Source organism: Micromonospora sp. S-DT3-3-22 (assembly GCF_015354745.1).
GTDB lineage: Bacteria > Actinomycetota > Actinomycetes > Mycobacteriales > Micromonosporaceae > Micromonospora > Micromonospora wenchangensis.
Genome location: NZ_JACGMO010000075.1, coordinates 19,052 through 36,928 on the forward strand (window position 1 = coordinate 19,052; position 17,877 = coordinate 36,928).

Sequence of the window (17,877 nt, forward strand, 5' to 3'; positions counted from 1 at the left end):
CCCGGGCCGCGCCCGGCTCAGTCGCGGGCCGCGCCGGCCGCCACCACCGCGCGGAGCGCGCTGACGTCGATCGAGCCGGTCGGCACGTCCCGTTCGACCGGGAAGAACATCCGCTGTACGGCCGCCACGAGCGCCTCGACGATCCGGTCCCGGAACCGGGGGTCGACCAGCCGGGCCCGGTCCTGCGGCGAGGTCAGGTAACCCACCTCGACCCGTACGGCGGGCATCCTGGTCAACCGCAGCAGGTCCCACGCCTTGGCGTGGGTACGGCAGTCGCGCAGCCCGGTCCGCGCCACGATCTCCCGCTGCACCAGCCCGGCGAGCCGTTCCCCGGTGGCCGAGGTGACGCCGTTGTCGGTGCCGTAGTGGTAGGTGGCGACCCCGTCGGCGGCCGGGTTGGCGTGGCCGTCGGTGTGCAGCGAGATGAACACGTCGGCGCCGAGGGAGTTGGCCAGCTCCGCCCGGTCGATGTCCGGCAGGCAGGTCCGGGGCGCGGGGCCCCGGGTCAGCTGCACCCGGACGCCGGCTGCGGCGAGCCGCCCCTCCAGCCTGCTGGCCAGGTCGTGTGCCAGGTCCGCCTCGGTCCAGCGCAGCGTCCCGTCGGGCACCACCACCCCCGGGTCGGTGCCACCGTGGCCGGGGTCGATGACGACCGTCCGCCCGACCAGGGTGGGCCCGGACTGCCGGATCGCGTCGGATTCGCGCAGCCACTGGGGTCGCCCGCCGACCACCTTGCGGCCGAGCCGGCGCAGCGCGCCCATCGTGTACGGGCCGCAGGAGCCGTCCGGTTTCAGCCCCACCTCACGCTGGAACTGCGCCACCGCCCGCGAGGTGCGTACGCCGTAGACGGCGTCGGCGCCGCCGACGTCGTACCCCATCTCCAGCAGGCGTTCCTGGAGGGACCGGACGTCCTCGCCGATCAGCGGGTCGGGCACCGCGTGGTAGAGGGTGCGGGCGCCGAGCCGCCAGCGGGCGGCGTCCAGGGCCCGCCAGGTCTCGGCACCGACCCGCCCGTCCGCGCTGAGCCCACGGGACTGCTGGAAGGCCCGCACGGCCCGTTCGGTGGCGGCGTCGAACTCGTCGCCGGGCGCGGCGAGGAGGTCCAGGCCGGTCAGGACGGCACGGATCTCGGTCACTGCCGGTCCGCGGTCACCGGGTCGGATCGGACGCACGCAGGACCCCCTCAGAGGTTGGCTGCCGGGCACCTTCGCTGACGGCCACGCTTGCGCGTCCGGTAGGACCAGCGCTTACGGAGCGTACCGTGACCGGTTGCCGCCGGCCGGTGGTTCGTGCAGGTCAGCGGCCCGAACAGCCGGAACCCCGCACCCGGTGGGGGTGCGGGGTTCCCGGTGGTGGAGCGGGGTTACAGCGCCGACTCGATCAGCCGGACCAGTTCGCCCTTCGGCTTGGCGCCGGCGATCGACTGCACCGGCTCGCCGTTCTTGAAGATGGTGAGGGTCGGTACGGACATCACCCGGTAGGCGCGGGCGGTCTCCGGGTTCTCGTCGATGTTGAGTTTGACGATGGTGACCTGGCCGGCCATCTCGCCGGCGATCTCCTCCAGCAGCGGCGAGACCTTGCGGCACGGCCCGCACCACTCGGCCCAGAAGTCCACCAGGACCGGCTTGTCGGACTTGAGCACGTCAGCGGTGAAGCTGGCGTCGGTGACGACCTTGGTCGCTCCCACTATGACCCTCCTTCTCGGTTGTGGTGTTGCAGTCGTTCAGCTCAGGGTGGCGATGAACCGCTCGGCGTCGAGCGCGGCGGCGCAGCCGGTGCCGGCGGCGGTGATCGCCTGCCGGTAGGTGTGGTCGACCACGTCACCGGCCGCGAAGACGCCCGGCACGCTGGTGCGGGTGCTCGGCGACTGCACCTTCACGTAACCCTCGTCGTCCAGCTCGACCTGGTCGCGGAAGAGTTCGCTGCGCGGGTCGTGGCCGATCGCCACGAAGACGCCCGTCACGTCGAGCACCTTGACGTCGCCGGTGTGCACGTTGCGGACCCGGACACCGGTCACCTTGCCGTCGTCGCCGAGCACCTCCTCGACGGTGCTGTTCCACTCCACCCGGATCTTGTCGTTGCTCAGCGCGCGGTCGGCCATGATCTTGCTGGCCCGGAACGAGTCGCGCCGGTGGATGATGGTGACCGACTCGGCGAACCGGGTGAGGAAGCTGGCCTCCTCCATCGCGGAGTCGCCGCCGCCGACCACCACGATGTGCTGGTTGCGGAAGAAGAACCCGTCACAGGTGGCGCAGGACGACACGCCGTGGCCCAGGTACTCCTGCTCGCCCGGCACGCCCAGCGGACGCCAGGCGGAACCGGTGGAGAGGATGACGGCCCTGGCCCGGTAGGCGGTCTGCCCGACCCACACGGTGCTGACCGCGTCGGAACCGGTGTCGCCGGTGTCCTTCAGCTCGACCCGGGTGACGTCGTCGGTCAGGAACTCCGCACCGAACCGCTCGGCCTGCTTGCGCATGTTGTCCATCAGCTCGGGGCCGAGGATGCCGTCGGCGAAACCGGGGAAGTTCTCCACCTCGGTCGTGGTCATCAACGCACCGCCGGACTGCACACCCTCGATCACGAGTGGCTTGAGGTTGGCGCGTGCGGCGTAGACCGCCGCCGTGTACCCGGCCGGCCCGGAGCCGATGATGATCAGGTTGCGGACCTCGTCCACTGCCGTCTCCCGATGTGTGTGTACGACATCGGCGGCGCACCGACGTCGATCCGAGCGCCGACGGTTCAACGACGTCGGCGGCTGACTTGCAGAACGTCATCGTACGAACCGGGGATTCCCGGACCGGTCGTCCGGTGGGTCACGTCACGCGATGCGGGACGAGTGGTGACCGGGCCCTCACCCTACCCGCGACTGGTAGCGGGTGTCCGCGCCGGACCCTGGCACACCGCACTCCGCGCCGCTCACCCACGCCCACCGCGCGCCTGTGGAATCGGCGAAGTGGACGACCAGCGCCGGCTCGCCGTTGAACGTGGCGTAGTCGACGACCTCGACGCTGACCGGCCCCCGCTGGTGCGCGGACGCGATGTCGGCGAGGCAGGCGTCGAGCGCCGCCCGCCCGGTCAGCCGGTCCAGCCCGGCGGGGGCGGCGAGCCGTTTGTTCTCCGGTGCGCCGGGGCTGATCTGGGTGGTGACCCCCGGTTCGTCACCGGGCTGGAGACCCGGCGGGGTGACGGGTTGGGCCAGCGGGGCGTCCGTGGTGCCCCGCAGCGTCGACGGGGACCAGTCGACGCCGCTGCGCCGGGTCTCGCCGCTGAACCGGAACCCGCGCTCCGCGCTCTCCTGCACCGGGCCGGCCATCGAGGTGGGCGCGTCCCGGTCGGTCGTGCCGTCGACCAGGTGGGCGACGCCGAAGCCCACCGCGGCCAGCGACGCCGCGGCGAGGGTGACCGGCCCGGCGAGCCGCGCCCAGCGCCGCCGCCGGCCGGGGCCCGACGGATCGGCACGCCCCTCGTCGGGTCGACCGCCGGGGGTACGCCGACCGCCCGGCTGTGTCGGCACCGGGCCACCCGCCCCGACCGGTCGGATGTCGCCCGGTGCGGCCGGACGCGCGGCCCGGCGGGGCGTCGCGTCGTCGTCGACGGGCGGGTCGACGGCCGGACCGGCACCGGCGAGCACGGCGGTGAGCCGTTCCACCACGGCCAGGGGCATCTCCGGTGCGTCGGTGCCCCAACCGGCCAACGCGTCGTGCACCCGGGCCACGGCGGGCGTCAGGACGGCGTACGCGTCGGCCCAGGCCGGGTCCTCGGTCACCAGGCGGGCGACGACGGTGTGCTCCGGGGTGCCGTCCAGTGCCCCGCCCACGTAGTCGGCGAGCAGGTCGTGGTCGACCTCCCTGAACTCCCGGCCCGTCACGGCTCCTCCTGGATGGCGTCCCGCCGGGCCTGCCCCGACCCCGATCGGACGCCGGTGGCCGGCTGCCGGTTCCCGGGTGTGACGTCGGGAACGCCCCGACCCGTCCGGCGGGACCCGTCCACCCCGGTCGGTCGGGTCGACTGCTGCTCCCCGCCGGTACGCAGGTGCCCCAGCACGCCGGCCAGCCGGGCCCGGCCCCGGGCACACCGGCTCTTCACCGTGCCCTCGGCCACGCCGAGGATCCGGGCGACCTCGGCGACCGGGTAGCCCTGCACGTCCACCAGGATCAGCGCGGCCCGCTGCTCGACCGGCAACCCGGCCAGCGCCTGGCGTACCACCAGGGCGGTGTCGTGGTCGGTGGCCGGGGCGGTGGGTTCGACACCACCGGTTCCCCGGGCGTCGTCGGTGTGGTTGCCGTCGGGCAGCGGGACGGTGGGGTGCGCCTGCCGGCGGCGGAGCCGGTCCAGGCAGGCGTTGACCACGATCCGGTGCAGCCAGGTGGTGACGGCGGCATCGCCCCGGAACCGGCCGGCGGCGCGGTGGGCGGAGAGCAGCGCGTCCTGGAGGGCGTCGGCCGCCTCCTCGCGGTCGCCCGTGGTCCGTAGGGCCACCGCCCAGAGCCGGTCGCGGTGCCGGTGGAAGAGTTCGGTGAAGGCGTCCCGGTCACCGGCGACGTGGGCGCGGAGCAGGTCCAGGTCGGTGGTCTCGGGGTGCGACACCACGACCGACGCCGGCCCACCGGTCGCCGGGTCGGGTGACTGCCCGCCGCGACCGACCATCACCACGTCCGGCGGAGGCGGTGACGGGGTCGCGGCCGGCGGATCACGATCCCTGGACCGAGATCTCCTGGACGCCCAGCTTGAAGCCCCGCTCGGTGGAGGGCAGCTCGGTGATCCAGAAGAGCAGGTACTGGTATTTCTGCTCGGGGTCGAAACCGTCGAAGGCCATCTTGGTGCCGTCGTGCTGCTCGAACGGCTGACCGATCCGGGTCTTGAAGTCCTTGACCAGGTTCTTGTCGCCCTGCGAGGTGGACGGGAAGTCGCCGCTGCCGGTGAACAGCGCGGCGGAGACGCCGGAGTCCGACAGGGTGGCGGTGAGCGACTTGACGGTGTGCGGGGCACCGAGGTCGATCCAGACCCCCATGCCCTTCTTGTAGTTGCTGAAGTTGGCCGAGTAGTAGGTGTCGGTCTCCCAACCCTTGTCCTCGTCGCCGTCCATCATCTTCTCGGCGTCGCCCAGCTCGTTGCGCTGCCGGCTGTCCGGGTCGATGATCCGGATGTCCTGGATGGCGAGCTTGCGCACCACGGGGGCCGGGGTGGCGTCGCCGGCCGGCGCGCTGCTGGAGGGGCGGGCCACCGGCTCGGTCTCCGGGCTGTCGCCGCCGCCCAGGGTGGTGATGCCGATGAGCAGGCCGACGAGGGCGACCGCCAGCAGCCCGGCGATGCCGATCGCGACCTTCCGGCCGCCCGCGGCGGCCAGCGGCGAACGGTCCTCGACGCCGTCGGCGGTGAACCGGATGGTGCCGGTCTGGTCGAGGAAATGGTCCTCGGCGGGGATGTCGAGCCGACCCAGCTCGGCGGAGAGCACGTCCGACGACGGCGGGGCGATCTCGGCGTCGAGCAGGTCCATCGTCAGGTCGTCGAGGTACGCCGGCACGCCGGCCCGGACCTGCCGGGGGGCGGCGATGGCACCGCTGGCGTCGCGTACGGCGTCGGGGATGGCGGCCCGGCCGTGGCCGGCGGTCGCGCCGCGCAGCGGGGCCTCGGCGTGCGGCCAGTGCCCGGTGAGGGCGAAGTAGAGGACGCCACCCACCGCGCGGATGTCGGCTTCCTGGCTGTCGTCGCCGTCGGTACGGGCGTCGGCCAGGACCACCCGGCCGTCGTCACTGATCATCACGGTGCCGGGGTGCACGTTGCCGTGGACCATCCCGGTGGCGTGCACGGCGGCGAGGGCGCTGGCGACCGCGTTGCCGACGGCGGTGGCCCGGGCCGGGTCCAGCGGTCCGTCGGCGACCAGGTCACGCAGGGACCGGCCGTCGACCCACTCCCGGACGACGTACGCCCGGACGTCCTCGTCGATCGCGTCGTAGACGCCGACCAGGTTGGGGTGGATGACCCGGCTGGCCGCCACCGCGGCCTGGAGCATCTCGGTGGCCGAGTCGCCGCCGGGGTAGCGGAGCACCACCGCCACGGGCCGGCGCAGGATGACGTCGACCCCCCGCCAGACCAGGCGCCCGGCGCTGTCGTTGTTGATGTGCTCGACCAGCTCGTACCGCTCGGCGAGGATCTCACCGGCCGTGGGAGCACCGAAGGTCATGACCGGAGGAGCAGTTTCCTCCGCCTCCTGACCCTCGCCGACCTGGGTCACCCGTCCTCCCTCGGTGATCGTGTCGATCGATGGACCCGCGCTGCTGGGCATGTGGCTTCCCGCTCCGCCGTCGATGGAACCGACCGGCGGCGTCGACTCGGGCGTCGGCCACCTGCCGTGTCCGTCGACAGCGACCTTACCCGGACCGCCCGTCATACCGACATGTCATCTTCCCGCCGCGCTCGACGGCCTGTCGTGTATGGGGTGATAAGTCCGGTTAACGCCACTCTCTCCCACGTTGCTGACACATGTACTGGCCAATCTAGACGCCCGTCGCAAACCGTCGACCTCCGGGCCGACCCGCCGGTGACAATCCGGTGTCGGCAGGTCTCGTTCCCGCCGAACGGTCGTACATGCTCAGCCTTACGGTTGGTTATCCACAGCCCTTTACGGTGACTGAGCGGGCAATCATCAAGTTATCCACAGGCGTGTCCCCAGGCTGGTGATCCTCGTTCACCCTGTGTGTCCCCTGCCCGGCCCCGGTCCGGCCGGTGGGTCAGCGGCCGAGCCGGCGCCGCACCATCGCGACCACCTCGGTGATCTCGCCGATCCGCAGCACCATCGCCAGGCCCAGGTACGTCCCGCCGATCACCACCCCGCCGAGCACCAGCCGCACCGCCGCCGCCGTCCAGCTCAGGTTGCCCGGGTCGCCGGGGAGCAGGTTGACCACCAGCAGGCCGACCAGCGCCGCGCCGAGCGCCGCCACCAGCACCTTGCCCATGGTCCGCATGATCCGGCCCAGCCCGATCCGGCCCACCCGGGGCCGCAGCAGCATCGCCGAGAGCACCGCCGCCGCCACGTACGAGATGGCGTTGCCGAGCATCATGCCGGCCGCCGCGAAGGTGGCCGAGAAGGCGACGAAGACCCCGATCTGGACCGCCACCCGCAAAATCACCACCGGGATGTTGACCAGCGCCGGGGTACGGGTGTCCGGCAGCGCGTAGAAGGCGAAGGTGAACAGCTGGCTGATCGCGAACGGCACCAGGCCCAGCGCGGCGACCAGCAGCACCAGCGAGGTGGCCAGCGCGTTGTCACCGGTGAACGCGCCGTAGCGGAAGACCACCACGGAGACCGGGCCGGCCAGCACCGCGTAGCAGACCGCGATCGGGGCCAGCACCGCCGTCACCATCCGGGTGCCCCGGGACAGGTCGGCGGTGACGTCGGTGAACCGGCCCTCGGCGGCGGCGGCGCTCATCCGGGGCATCAGCGCCGTGATGATCGAGACGGCGATGATGCCGTGCGCCATCATCAGCAGCAGGAAGACGTTGTTGTAGATCAGCAGGCCGGCGTTGTTCTCGTCGCCACCGGCGGCCCGGGTGAGCAGGTTGACCACCACGAACAGGCCGAGCTGGTTGACCGCGACGTAGCAGAACATCCAGCCGCCGAGCCGGGCCAGCTCGCGCAACCCCAGCTCGCGGAAGTCGAACCGCAGCTTCCACCGGAACCCGACCTTGCGCAGCGCCGGCAGCAGCCCGGCCGCCTGCACCGCCACGCCGAGCAGGGTGCCCCCGCCGACCAGCAGGATACGGTCCCAGCCGATGTCCTCCGGGCCCAGCGCCTGCGCGCCGTACACCACGATGTAGAGGCCGAACGTGCCGATGACGACCAGGTTGTTCAGGATCGGCGCCCACATCGGCGCGGCGAAGTGCCCCCGGGTGTTCAGCACCGCCGCGATCAACGCGCTGACGCCGGTGAAGAACAGCATCGGCAGCATCAGGTACGACAGGTTGGTGACCAGGCTCGTGTAGGCCTCGTTCTTGCCGCCGGCGTAGAGCGTGGTCAGGGTCGAGGCCAGCAGCAGGGCCAGCATCACGGTGACCGCGAGGGCCAGCACCGCGAGGGTCAGCAGCCGCTGGGCGTACGCCTCGCCCCGGTCCGGGTCGGCCTTGCGGCGGCGTACCAGCACCGGGATCAGCACGCTGGTCAGCACGCCGCCGAGCAGGAACTCGTACACCTGGTTGGGCAGGAACTGGGCGGTGGTGAACGCGTCGCCGACGGCGCTGCCCAGCGCGGCGCCGATCATCAGGTTCCGGACGAAGCCGGTGCCCCGGCTGACCAGACTGCCGATCGCCATCACCGCGCTGTTCGCCGCCGCGCTGGTCTCGGCGACCACCTCCTGCGGCGGCGCGGTCGCCTCCACCCCCGGCTGGTTCAACGGCTCGGCGGAGATGAAGGTCGCCCCGTCGTACGGCCGGGGCCCGTCGCCCCCCTGCGCGGCGTTCGCGCTGCGGTAGAGCCCGCCGCTCATCTCCAGCCTCCCCGGGGTACGTCGGAGCCGGCACCGGTCCGCACGTCCATGACCATAGTCAACCCGCACCCGACACCCGCGCCCGGCGGATCGGTTCCCGTCCCCGCCCGATAGGCTGGCGATCCCATGTCCGAAGCCTCCACACCCCACGCCGCCGCACGCCGTGAACTGACCACCGTGCAGCGCAACGCCGTCGCCGAACTGCTCCGCGTCTCCCCGGTCGCCGACGAACTGGGCCGCCGGTTCGCCAGCGCCGGGCACGAGCTGCACCTGGTGGGTGGTTCCGTACGCGACGCCCTGCTCGGTCGGCTCGGCGACGACCTGGACTTCTGCACCGACGCCCACCCCGAGCAGACGTTACGGATCGTCCGGGGCTGGGCCGAGTCGATCTGGGAGACCGGTCGGGAGTTCGGCACCATCGGCTGCCAGCGCGACGGCCTCCGGCTGGAGGTCACCACTTTCCGCGCGGAGGCGTACGACCAGGTCAGCCGCAACCCCGTCGTCGAGTACGGCACGAACCTCACCGACGACCTGAAGCGGCGCGACTTCACCGTCAACGCGATGGCGGTCAGCCTCCCCGACCACCGGTTCACCGACCCGTACGGCGGGCTGGACGACCTGGCCGCGAAGATCATCCGTACCCCGGGCACGCCCGCCGAGTCGTTCGGCGACGACCCGCTGCGGATGCTGCGGGCCGCCCGGTTCGCCGCCCAGCTCTGCTTCGCCGTCCACCCCGACGTGCGGGCGGCGATGGTGGCGATGGCCGCCGACCTGGACCGGATCACCGCCGAGCGGGTCCGGGACGAGTTCACCAAGCTGCTGTGCGGCACCGACCCGATCACCGGGCTGCGGCTGCTGGTCGACACCGGGCTGGCCGACCGGTTCCTGCCCGAGCTGACCGGCCTCAAGCTCACCATCGACGAGCACGCCCAGCACAAGGACGTCTACGAGCACACCCTGACCGTGGTGAGCAACGCGGTGTCGTACGAGACGGACGGCTGCGACTTCGTGCTGCGGATGGCCGCGCTCATGCACGACGTGGGCAAGCCGGCCACCAAGGCGGTCGGGTCGGACGGCCGGGTCAGCTTCCACCACCACGAGGTGGTCGGCGCCCGGCTGACCAAGAACCGGATGAAGGCGCTGCGCTACCCGAAGGACGTCACCGCCCAGGTCACCAAGCTGGTCGGCCTGCACCTGCGGTTCTACGGCTACGGCCGGGGCGAGTGGACCGACTCGGCCGTCCGCCGGTACGTCACCGACGCCGGTGACCTGGTGGACCGGCTGCACAAGCTGACCCGCTCCGACTGCACCACCCGCAACCGGCGCAAGGCCGCCCAGCTCGCCGCCGACTACGATGCCCTGGAGGAGCGGATCACCCGGATCGCCGCCGAGGAGGACCTGGCCCGGGTCCGGCCCGACCTGGACGGCAACGCGATCATGGAGCTGCTCGGGGTGCCGCCGGGGCCGGTGGTCGGCCGGGCCTGGCAACATCTCAAGGAACTGCGGCTGGAACGCGGCCCGCTCGACCGTGACGAGGCCGAGGCGGAGTTGCGGCGCTGGGCCGCCGAGCAGGGCCTGAGCTGACCTGAACCACGCGAGGGGCCGCCCGGCGCACGCCGGACGGCCCCTCGTCGCGGGGTACGGTCAGCGGGTCTCGACCGCGCTGCCCTCGACCGGCGGCTTGCCGTTGGCCGGGGACCCGGCCGATGCCGCGCCCAGCTTGGCGAGCAGGCCGGCCAGGTCGATGCCGGTCAGGTCGGAGCCGAGTTGGAGGCCCTGGGCCACGTTGCCGGCCACCGACTTGGTCAGCGACGACGCCCCGTCGGTGGAGATCACCGTCATCTTGTCGATCGCGCCGATCGGGGCGCTGGCCGCCTCGACCACCTGCGGCAGCACCTTGACCAGCAGGTCCAGCACGGCCGCCTCGCCGTACGCGGCGAACGCCTCGGCCTTGCGGGCCATCGCATCGGCCTCGGCCTGGCCCCGGGCGAGGATGGCGCTGGCCTCGGCCTGCCCCTCCCGCTCGACCGCCTCGGCGATCGCGGACCGCCGACGCTGCTCGGCCTCGCCCTCCTTGGCGCCCTCGATCGCGTTCGCCTCGGCCAGCGCGGCCCGGCGGGCCCGCTCACCCTCACCGGTGAGCCGGGCCTGCTCGGCGGCGGCCTGGGCGGCGGCGATGGTGGCCTGCCGCTGCGCGTCGGCGTTCAGCACCGCCGCGTTGCGGGCCGCTTCCGCCTCCTGCTCCACCTTGTACCGCGCGGCGTCGGCCGGCTTGCGGACCTCGGTGTCGAGCTGACGCTGCTTCAGCTCCGCGTTTCGCTCGGCCACCTTCTGCTGCTCGGAGAGGATCGCCTGGTCCCGCTCGGCCTGGGCGAGCGGCCCGGCCGCCGCCGACTTCGCCTTCGCTGCGTCGATCTCGGCCTGGATGCCGGCCTGCTTCAGCGACAGGTTCCGGTTGGCCTCGGCGATCGCCTCCTCGGCCAGCAGCCGCTCCTGCTCGGCCTGCTGCCGGGCGCGGGCCTCGGCGATGGCCGCGTCCTTGAGCACCCGGGCCGCCTCCGGCCGACCGAGGTCCTGGAGGTAGGACCCCTCGGCCAGGATGTCCTGGAGCTGGAAGGTGTCCAGCACCAGCCCCTGGTTGGTCATCGAGTGCTCGGCCTCCTCGGCGACCGCGTTGGCGAACGCCGCCCGGTCCCGGATGACCTCCTCGACGGTGAGCCGACCGACGATGGAGCGCAGCGCGCCGGCCAGCACCTCCCGGGTGAAGTTGTCGATCTCGTCCTGCTGGTGCAGGAAGCGCTGGGCGGCGGCGCGGATCGCGTCCTCGGTGCCGCCGACCTTGACGATGGCGACGCCGTGCAGGTCGGCCCGGATGCCCTGCTTGCTGACCGCGCCCCGGATGCCGACGTCGATGCGGCGGCTGGACAGGTCGAGCGACTGGAGCTTCTGCACCACCGGCAGGACGAAGACCGACGCGCCGAGGACGACCTTCTGGCCGGAGTTGTCGGTGGACCGGCCGCCGTCGGCGGTCTGCGTGGTCCGACCCTTGCGGCCGGTGACGATGAACGCCTCGTTCGGGCCGGCCACCTTGATCCGGGAGAGCACGAACAACACGAGGACGAGGACGAGGACGACCGCGCCGACGATGGCGATGAGCAGTGGCATGAGGTTCCGTCTCTGCGAGAAGAGGGGTCAGTAGGTCTCGACGTGCACGCTGGTCTCGCTCAGCGTCTGCACCACGAAGATCTGCGCGCCGAGCGGGATGGGCCGGTCGGCGCGGGCGTTGAGTTTCACGGGTTGGCCGGCGACGCGTACCCGTACCTCGCCGTAGCCGTCGGCCGGGATCGGGGTGACCACCAGGCCGAGCGCGCCGACCAGGTCGTCCCGGGTGGGGGTGGCGTCGGTGCGCATGTTGCGCGCCGCCCGGCTCAGCCGCCCCGCCAGCCATGCGGTGGGCACCGCGGCGAGCGTGCCGCCACCGACCGCCGCCGCGATCATCCCGGGGGTACCCCCACCGAGCAGTTCGTTGACGATGGCCGCGCCGAAGCCGAACGCGCCGAGGAAGCCGGCGACCGCCTCGACGGAGACCGGACCGTCGACGTCGGGATGACCGAAATGCAGGATTTCGCCGCCGAGCAGGGCGAGCGCCAGCACACCGACGCCCGCCCCACCGATGATCAGAAAGATGAGCGTCCCCGTGGCCACGACCTGCACGGTAGCGACCTGACGCAACATCCCGCGTGATCATTCGGGGGCGATGGACACCGTCCGTTCGGCCAACTCCCTCGGCAACGGCAGCCGTTGCAGCTCGTGTCCGGCGGGGTCGGCGAGTACGACGTCCCGGTGACCACCCGGCCGCCGGTAGAGCAGCCGGTCGTCGGTGACCCAGGCGACGTCGGCCACCGGCAGCGTGCCGAGCACCGTCCCGGTGACCGCGTCGACCAGCAGCGGCTCCCGCTGCCCCTGGACCACCACCCGGCTTCCGTCCGGCGACCAGGACCACGGGCCGGCCGGGTCGCCGGGGATCTTCACGAACCGGGTCGGCCGCCCGTCGTCGGCGGAGAAGAACTGCACTCCCCAGCGCGGGTGGCGGAGCTGCTCGGACCGGGGCGCGAAGCTGTCGGTCAACGGCAACGTCACCTCCCGCCCGTCCCGGGTCCAGGTGAAGGCGCAGTGGTCGGTGCAGCGGTACCTGACCGGGTCGATCCGGTGCTCCCGGTACCGCCCGCCGACCTCCAGCACGCCGAGGCGGTGCACCCCGCCCCGCAGGACGGTCACCGCCAACCGGCGGCCGTCCGGCGACCACTGGACGTCCAGCGCACCCGGGACCCGCTGCCAGCGCAGCTTCCCGGTGGCCGCGTCGGCGAGACCGAGCTGGCCGGGGCGCTGCCCGTCCCGCACGGCGGTGACCGTGCCGGTGGGGGCCGGCCACACCTCGGCGTGTCCGCCGGCACGGACGTAGCGGGACCGGGTGCGGTCCAGCACGTACCCGGTGCCGCCGGTCACGCCGCCGGTGACCACCCAGCCACCGGGCAGCGCCAACGGCCGGGCCGGCCAGTCGGCACCGGGCACCGGCAGCAGCGTCGTGCCGGGCGTCGGGCTCGGCGTGGGCCGCACCGGTTGGACCGGGCGCTCCGGCCGGAGCAGCACGAACGGCACCACCAGCGCCACCGCCGCCACCACCGCCGTGCCGACCACCGCGACCCGGCGTCGGGTACGCAGCCGACGGCCCCGGGCCAGCGCCGCCAGGGCCAGCCGGGGCGACGGCCGCGCCTCGTCGGCGAGATCGTGTACGGCGGCCCGCAGCGTGTCCTCCGCCCGCCGGCTCATCGCTTCACCTCCGGGCTGCTGACGAGATCGTCGAAGGACGGCACCAGCTCCCGCAGCCGGGCCAGCGCGCGGGACGCCTGGCTGGCCACCGTGCCGGCCCGGCAGCCGAGAATCGCGGCGGTCTGCTCGACACTGAGGTCCTCCAGGTAGCGCAGCGTCAACACCGCCCGTTGCCGGGGCGGCAGCGTCCGGAGCGCGTCGCGCAGCAGCATCCGTAGCTCGCTGTCGTGGCTGCTGTTGCGCTCGCCGGGCCGTTCCGGCAGCACCGCCACCGGAACCTCGCGTCGCCGGGCCAGCCGTCGCCAGCCGGAGACCTGGTCGTGGTAGAGGATCCGGCGCACGTACGGCTCGGCGTCACCCCGGATCCGGGGCCACCGGGCGTACGCCTTGGCCAGCGCGTTCTGCAACAGGTCCTCGGCGGCGTGCTGGCTGCCCGCCAGCGCGTACGCGACGCGCAGCAGCGCGTCCCCCCGTTCGTTGACGAACGCGGTGAACTCCCCGTCGGTGCCTTCGGTCACCGCTCACCTCCGTACCGAAGACGCCCGGCGGCGGGGAAACCTTGCCCCGTCCGTGGGTGTTTCGTAGCCGGCGGGCCCGGTCCGTGGCCGGCCGGCGACGGGCGGCACGTCCGGGACGGCCGGGTGCGGCGGGCCGATTCCGCGCCGTCCTCCGTGCGGTGTCGTACCCCAGTGGCATGACCAGCGCGAAGGCCATCTTCGACGGCAAGGGCTGGACCATCTCGTACGGCAACTAGCGCCGGCCTCACCGCCCGGCCCGGCCTGCCACCGCCGGTGTCGGTCGGGCCGGGAAGAATGGTCGGTATGCGCTGGACCGTGCTCGACTCGCCGATCGGGGAATTCTCCGTCGCCACCGATGACACGGCGGTCTGCGGCACACACTTCGGTCGCGTCACGTCGGCCGCCGACCGGCCCGCCGACGGGCTGGCCGGTCGGGCGGTCGCGGAACTGCGGGCGTACTTCGCCGGTGAACTGACCGGGTTCACCGTGCCGGTGACGGTGCCGCGTGGCTCCGACTTCGAGCGCGCAGTGTGGCGGGAGATGACCCGCATCCCGTACGGGGAGACGCTCACCTACGGCGAGGTGGCCCGGCGGGTCGGCGACCCGGGCGCGGCACGGGCGGTCGGGGTGGCCTGCAACCGCAACCCGGTCCCGGTGATCGTGCCCTGCCACCGGATCGTCGGCGCGGGCGGCAAGCTGGTCGGCTTCGGCGGCGGGCTGCCCCGCAAGGTGACCCTGCTGGAACTGGAGGCGGGGGTGGCGCTGCGCCGCGCCTGGCTGCCCGAGGGGTGATCGCACAGTCCGTCCGCCCTGATCCGAGCGGTCCTCGCCACCATCGTCGCGGACGACCCGACGAGGAGGATGACCCACCCCTGGCCGCACGCCGAGGATCTGCTGACCCTGCTCGCCGAACACACCGGCCCCCGGAGCCAGGTACCCGACGCCGGGATCCTGGTGGCGGCGACCGCCCGACCGCACACGCGGTTGCTCGGGCAGGCCGCCTATCCGACCGCCCTGGACCGGGCGGCGGCGCTGCTGCACGGGTTGATGACCTGGCGTCCGCTCGACCTGTGGAACGCCGGGCTCGCCTGGGCGGCGATGCGCATCCTCCTGTCCCGTTCCGGCCTGCGCCTCAGCATGCCGGCCAAGGACCGGATGGCGTTGACCGACGCGGTGACCAGTGGCGAGGTCGACTCGGTCGAGGAGTTGGCGCTGCGGCTGTCGCCGTACCTGGAGATGGCGCACTGAACACGCGAGGGCCGGGTCCGTGCGGACCCGGCCCTCGACGGTGCGGTGGTCGGCGCGTCAGCGCTCGACGTCGCCGGTGATGAAGGACTCGACGGCGGCGTGCGCGTCGTGGTCGGCGTACTGCACCGGCGGGGACTTCATGAAGTACGAGGAGGCCGACAGGATCGGACCACCGATCTTGCGGTCCAGGGCGATCTTCGCGGCCCGGACGGCGTCGATGATGACACCGGCCGAGTTCGGCGAGTCCCACACCTCAAGCTTCAGCTCGGCGTTCAGCGGGGTGTCACCGAAGGAACGACCCTCCAGACGGATGTACGCCCACTTGCGGTCGTCCAGCCACGGCACGTGGTCCGACGGGCCGATGTGCACGTCGCTCTTGACCATCTCGTGCGGGATCTGGGACGTGACCGACTGGGTCTTCGAGATCTTCTTCGAGACCAGCCGGTTGCGCTCCAGCATGTTCATGAAGTCCATGTTGCCGCCGAAGTTGAGCTGGTAGGTGCGCAGCAGCTCGACCCCACGGTCCTCGAACAGCTTCGCCAGCGCGCGGTGCACGATGGTGGCGCCGACCTGGCTCTTGATGTCGTCACCGACGATCGGCAGACCGGCGTCGGTGAACTTCTGCGCCCACTGCGGGTCGGAGGCGATGAAGACCGGCAGCGCGTTGACGAAGGCGCAGCCGGCGTCGATCGCGGCCTGGGCGTAGAACTTGGCCGCCTGCTCGGAACCGACCGGCAGGTAGCAGACGACCACGTCGACCTGGGCGTCGCGCAGCGCCTTGGTCACGTCGACCGCCTCGGCGTCCGACTCCTCGATGATCTCGCGGTAGTACTGGCCCAGGCCGTCGAAGGTCGGGCCGCGCTGCACGGTGACGCCGGTGGGCGGCACGTCGCAGAGCTTGATGGTGTTGTTCTCGCTGGCAACGATCGCCTCGGCGAGGTCCATGCCCACCTTCTTGGCGTCCACGTCGAACGCCGCGACAAAGTCCACGTCCGAGACGTGGTAGTCGCCGAAGGTGACGTGCATGAGACCCGGGACGCGGTCGTTCGGGTCGGCGTTGCGGTAGTACTCCACGCCCTGCACGAGGGACGAGGCGCAGTTACCCACACCGACGATGGCGACGCGGACGGAGCCCATAGCGTCTGCCTCCTTCTTCTTCATCACGGCCGCTCTTTCCTGGACTCTCCAGGCGGAGGCGGGCTGTTGTTGTCTCGGGGACCGTCGGCCACCCCGGGTCGCGGGGCGGTCGGGGCACGGCCGGAGCGCTCGTTGGCGATGAGCTCCTCCAGCCAGCGGACCTCACGCTCGCAGGCGTCGAGGCCGTGGCGTTGCAGTTCCAGGGTGTACGCGTCGAGCCGCTCGGCCGCCCGGCCCAGCACGTCCCGAAGTCCTTCGCGACGTTCCTCGATCGTGCGGCGGCGACCCTCCAGGATGCGCAGTCGGGTCGCCTGGTCGGTGCGGGCGAAGAACGCGAAGTGCACGCCGAAACCCGTGTCGTCGTACGTCTCCGGCCCGGCCTGCGCGATCAGCTGGGCGAACCGTTCCTTGCCCTCTGCGGTGATCTTGTAGACCACCCGACCGCGCCGGCTGGTCAGCGCGGGGACCTCCTCGGCGGTGGCGGGTGTCCCGGCCGCCTCGGTGATCCAACCCGCCGCCTGCAACCGGCGCAGGGTCGGATACAGCGATCCGTAGCTGATCGCCGCCCGGATGGCGCCGAGCTTGGCGGCGAGCTCCTTGCGGAGTTCGTAGCCGTGCATCGGGGACTCCTGGAGGAGGCCGAGGATGGCGAGTTCCAGCACGGGCCACCCTTCCCCTGCTCTCGGGGCGGAAGGTCAACCGCCTCGATGTATCGGACCGATACATCGCACGTTAGTACCTCGATCGGCGTCCGGGCAAACCCCCGTTGCGCGCCGACCTCTTCACGGATCGTGACGGTGGTCGCCCCACCCGACCGGAGCGCGTACCCTTTGCCGCATGCGTACGTCTCGCCAGGTGGTCGACTACTCGCTCCAGAAGCGGGCAGTGCTGCGTGACCTCCACGCCGGGCGGGTCGGCACGTACGACGTCTGTGACGCGTCGCCGTACCTGAAGAACGCGGCCCGCTTCCACGGCGAACCGACCGAGCAGCGGTGTCCGATCTGCCGGAGCGAGAACCTGATCCACGTCCACTACATTTACGGGGACGAACTCAGGCAGTCGGCCGGCCAGGCGCGTTCCCTGGCCGAATTGCCCGTGTTGGCGATGACGCTGCGTGAGTTCCAGGTCTTCGTGGTGGAGGTGTGCCTCGGCTGTGACTGGAACCATCTCGTCGAGCAGTTCCTGCTCGGCCGGGACGGGCTGGCCGAGGGCGGCCCGGAGCAGGGTGCGGCGGAGGCCGCCACCGCTGCGACGCAGGGACGAAGGCGAGAGGCGCAACGGTGAACCTGGCTGATCCGGTCGACTCGGGTGGCGTACGACACAGTCACCGTGACCGGCGGTCCCTCGGCCCGAATGGCCCGAAAGATGTGGAATTTGCAGCGCGTCCCCGGCTCCGCGCCGGCCTCCCGACGCGTGTGTCAACTCACGGCAACCCGGTGGTGACGCCCCCGCGTCCCACCGCGACCGGCAGGGTGTGAGGAATGAACTCGTACGGCGATCCCAGTTCCCCGCGTGCGCGGGCCCAGGTACCGGGTTCGAACGGCGGCCCCGGACCGGGGGCGGACGACGGGTACCCCCGACGGGGCGGTGACGCCCGGGGCGCGGCCCCGGCGGGCCGGGCCCCGGTCGGCGGTGCCGCGCCCACCGGGCGGGCCTCGGCG

Annotated in this window: 18 protein-coding genes; 5 read left to right on the top strand and 13 right to left on the bottom strand. The window is 72.4% G+C overall.

The window, feature by feature from the left end:
* Positions 1-17: 17 nt before the first annotated feature.
* From H1A17_RS21040 to murJ, 7 genes are all read right to left on the bottom strand, one after another.
* On the bottom strand, positions 18-1,172 hold the full coding sequence (locus tag H1A17_RS21040; RefSeq protein ID WP_145922470.1) for an N-acetylmuramoyl-L-alanine amidase: 1,155 nt from the start codon (positions 1,170-1,172) through the stop codon (positions 18-20).
* A 191-nt stretch (positions 1,173-1,363) separates the two neighbouring features.
* Positions 1,364-1,687 (bottom strand): thioredoxin, encoded by a 324-nt coding sequence (gene trxA / locus H1A17_RS21045; protein WP_088643651.1) that lies wholly within the window; start codon positions 1,685-1,687, stop codon positions 1,364-1,366.
* Positions 1,688-1,723: 36 nt separating this feature from the next.
* Positions 1,724-2,674 carry a thioredoxin-disulfide reductase gene (gene trxB / locus H1A17_RS21050; RefSeq protein WP_145922469.1) on the bottom strand — a complete coding sequence of 317 codons (951 nt, stop codon included), beginning with the start codon at positions 2,672-2,674 and terminating at the stop codon, positions 1,724-1,726.
* 177 nt (positions 2,675-2,851) lie between these two features.
* On the bottom strand, positions 2,852-3,868 hold the full coding sequence (locus H1A17_RS21055) for a hypothetical protein (RefSeq protein WP_145922468.1): 1,017 nt from the start codon (positions 3,866-3,868) through the stop codon (positions 2,852-2,854).
* On the bottom strand, positions 3,865-4,647 hold the full coding sequence (gene sigM / locus H1A17_RS21060) for an RNA polymerase sigma factor SigM (protein ID WP_145922467.1): 783 nt from the start codon (positions 4,645-4,647) through the stop codon (positions 3,865-3,867). The genes H1A17_RS21055 and sigM overlap by 4 nt, the downstream gene beginning before the upstream one ends.
* Positions 4,648-4,690: 43 nt before the next feature.
* The gene (locus H1A17_RS21065; protein WP_194822714.1) at positions 4,691-6,286 is read right to left on the bottom strand and encodes a protein kinase family protein; all 1,596 of its coding nucleotides are present in this window, start codon (positions 6,284-6,286) and stop codon (positions 4,691-4,693) included.
* Positions 6,287-6,731: 445 nt separating this feature from the next.
* Entirely contained in the window at positions 6,732-8,483 is a 1,752-nt protein-coding gene (gene murJ, locus H1A17_RS21070; protein ID WP_145922465.1) for a murein biosynthesis integral membrane protein MurJ, read from the bottom strand.
* 126 nt (positions 8,484-8,609) lie between these two features.
* On the opposite strand from murJ, the gene H1A17_RS21075 reads away from it, so the two are divergent.
* Positions 8,610-10,067: a CCA tRNA nucleotidyltransferase gene (locus H1A17_RS21075; RefSeq protein WP_145922464.1), complete on the top strand. Its 1,458-nt coding sequence runs from the start codon at positions 8,610-8,612 to the stop codon at positions 10,065-10,067.
* A 60-nt stretch (positions 10,068-10,127) separates the two neighbouring features.
* Here the strand turns inward: H1A17_RS21075 and H1A17_RS21080 are convergent, their stop codons facing one another.
* Genes H1A17_RS21080 through H1A17_RS21095 form a run of 4 tightly spaced genes read right to left on the bottom strand, consistent with a single transcriptional unit; the run spans position 10,128 to position 13,831 of the window.
* Positions 10,128-11,648, bottom strand: coding sequence for a flotillin family protein (locus tag H1A17_RS21080; RefSeq protein ID WP_145922463.1), 1,521 nt, complete (start codon positions 11,646-11,648; stop codon positions 10,128-10,130).
* Between the two features lie 27 nt (positions 11,649-11,675).
* Entirely contained in the window at positions 11,676-12,218 is a 543-nt protein-coding gene (locus H1A17_RS21085; RefSeq protein WP_145922462.1) for a hypothetical protein, read from the bottom strand.
* Positions 12,219-12,227: 9 nt separating this feature from the next.
* Positions 12,228-13,313: a hypothetical protein gene (locus H1A17_RS21090; RefSeq protein WP_194822715.1), complete on the bottom strand. Its 1,086-nt coding sequence runs from the start codon at positions 13,311-13,313 to the stop codon at positions 12,228-12,230.
* The gene (locus tag H1A17_RS21095; RefSeq protein ID WP_145922460.1) at positions 13,310-13,831 is read right to left on the bottom strand and encodes a SigE family RNA polymerase sigma factor; all 522 of its coding nucleotides are present in this window, start codon (positions 13,829-13,831) and stop codon (positions 13,310-13,312) included. The genes H1A17_RS21090 and H1A17_RS21095 overlap by 4 nt, the downstream gene beginning before the upstream one ends.
* A 303-nt stretch (positions 13,832-14,134) precedes the next feature.
* On the opposite strand from H1A17_RS21095, the gene H1A17_RS21100 reads away from it, so the two are divergent.
* Positions 14,135-14,623, top strand: a complete 489-nt coding sequence (locus tag H1A17_RS21100) for a methylated-DNA--[protein]-cysteine S-methyltransferase (protein ID WP_194822716.1) — start codon at positions 14,135-14,137, stop codon at positions 14,621-14,623.
* A gap of 69 nt (positions 14,624-14,692) precedes the next feature.
* A complete protein-coding gene (locus tag H1A17_RS21105; protein ID WP_194822717.1) occupies positions 14,693-15,079 on the top strand; it encodes a type II toxin-antitoxin system death-on-curing family toxin in 387 nt (128 codons plus the stop codon).
* Positions 15,080-15,136: 57 nt separating this feature from the next.
* On the opposite strand, the gene H1A17_RS21110 is transcribed toward H1A17_RS21105, so the two are convergent.
* Together H1A17_RS21110 and H1A17_RS21115 are read right to left on the bottom strand one after the other, a co-directional pair.
* On the bottom strand, positions 15,137-16,216 hold the full coding sequence (locus tag H1A17_RS21110; RefSeq protein ID WP_145922455.1) for an inositol-3-phosphate synthase: 1,080 nt from the start codon (positions 16,214-16,216) through the stop codon (positions 15,137-15,139).
* 23 nt (positions 16,217-16,239) lie between these two features.
* The gene (locus H1A17_RS21115) at positions 16,240-16,878 is read right to left on the bottom strand and encodes a PadR family transcriptional regulator (RefSeq protein WP_145922454.1); all 639 of its coding nucleotides are present in this window, start codon (positions 16,876-16,878) and stop codon (positions 16,240-16,242) included.
* A 175-nt stretch (positions 16,879-17,053) separates the two neighbouring features.
* On the opposite strand from H1A17_RS21115, the gene H1A17_RS21120 reads away from it, so the two are divergent.
* Together H1A17_RS21120 and H1A17_RS34645 are read left to right on the top strand one after the other, a co-directional pair.
* Positions 17,054-17,500, top strand: a complete 447-nt coding sequence (locus H1A17_RS21120) for a DUF5318 domain-containing protein (RefSeq protein WP_145922453.1) — start codon at positions 17,054-17,056, stop codon at positions 17,498-17,500.
* A 197-nt stretch (positions 17,501-17,697) separates the two neighbouring features.
* On the top strand, positions 17,698-17,877 hold a 180-nt coding region (locus H1A17_RS34645), incomplete at its 3' end, for a hypothetical protein (protein WP_228543950.1).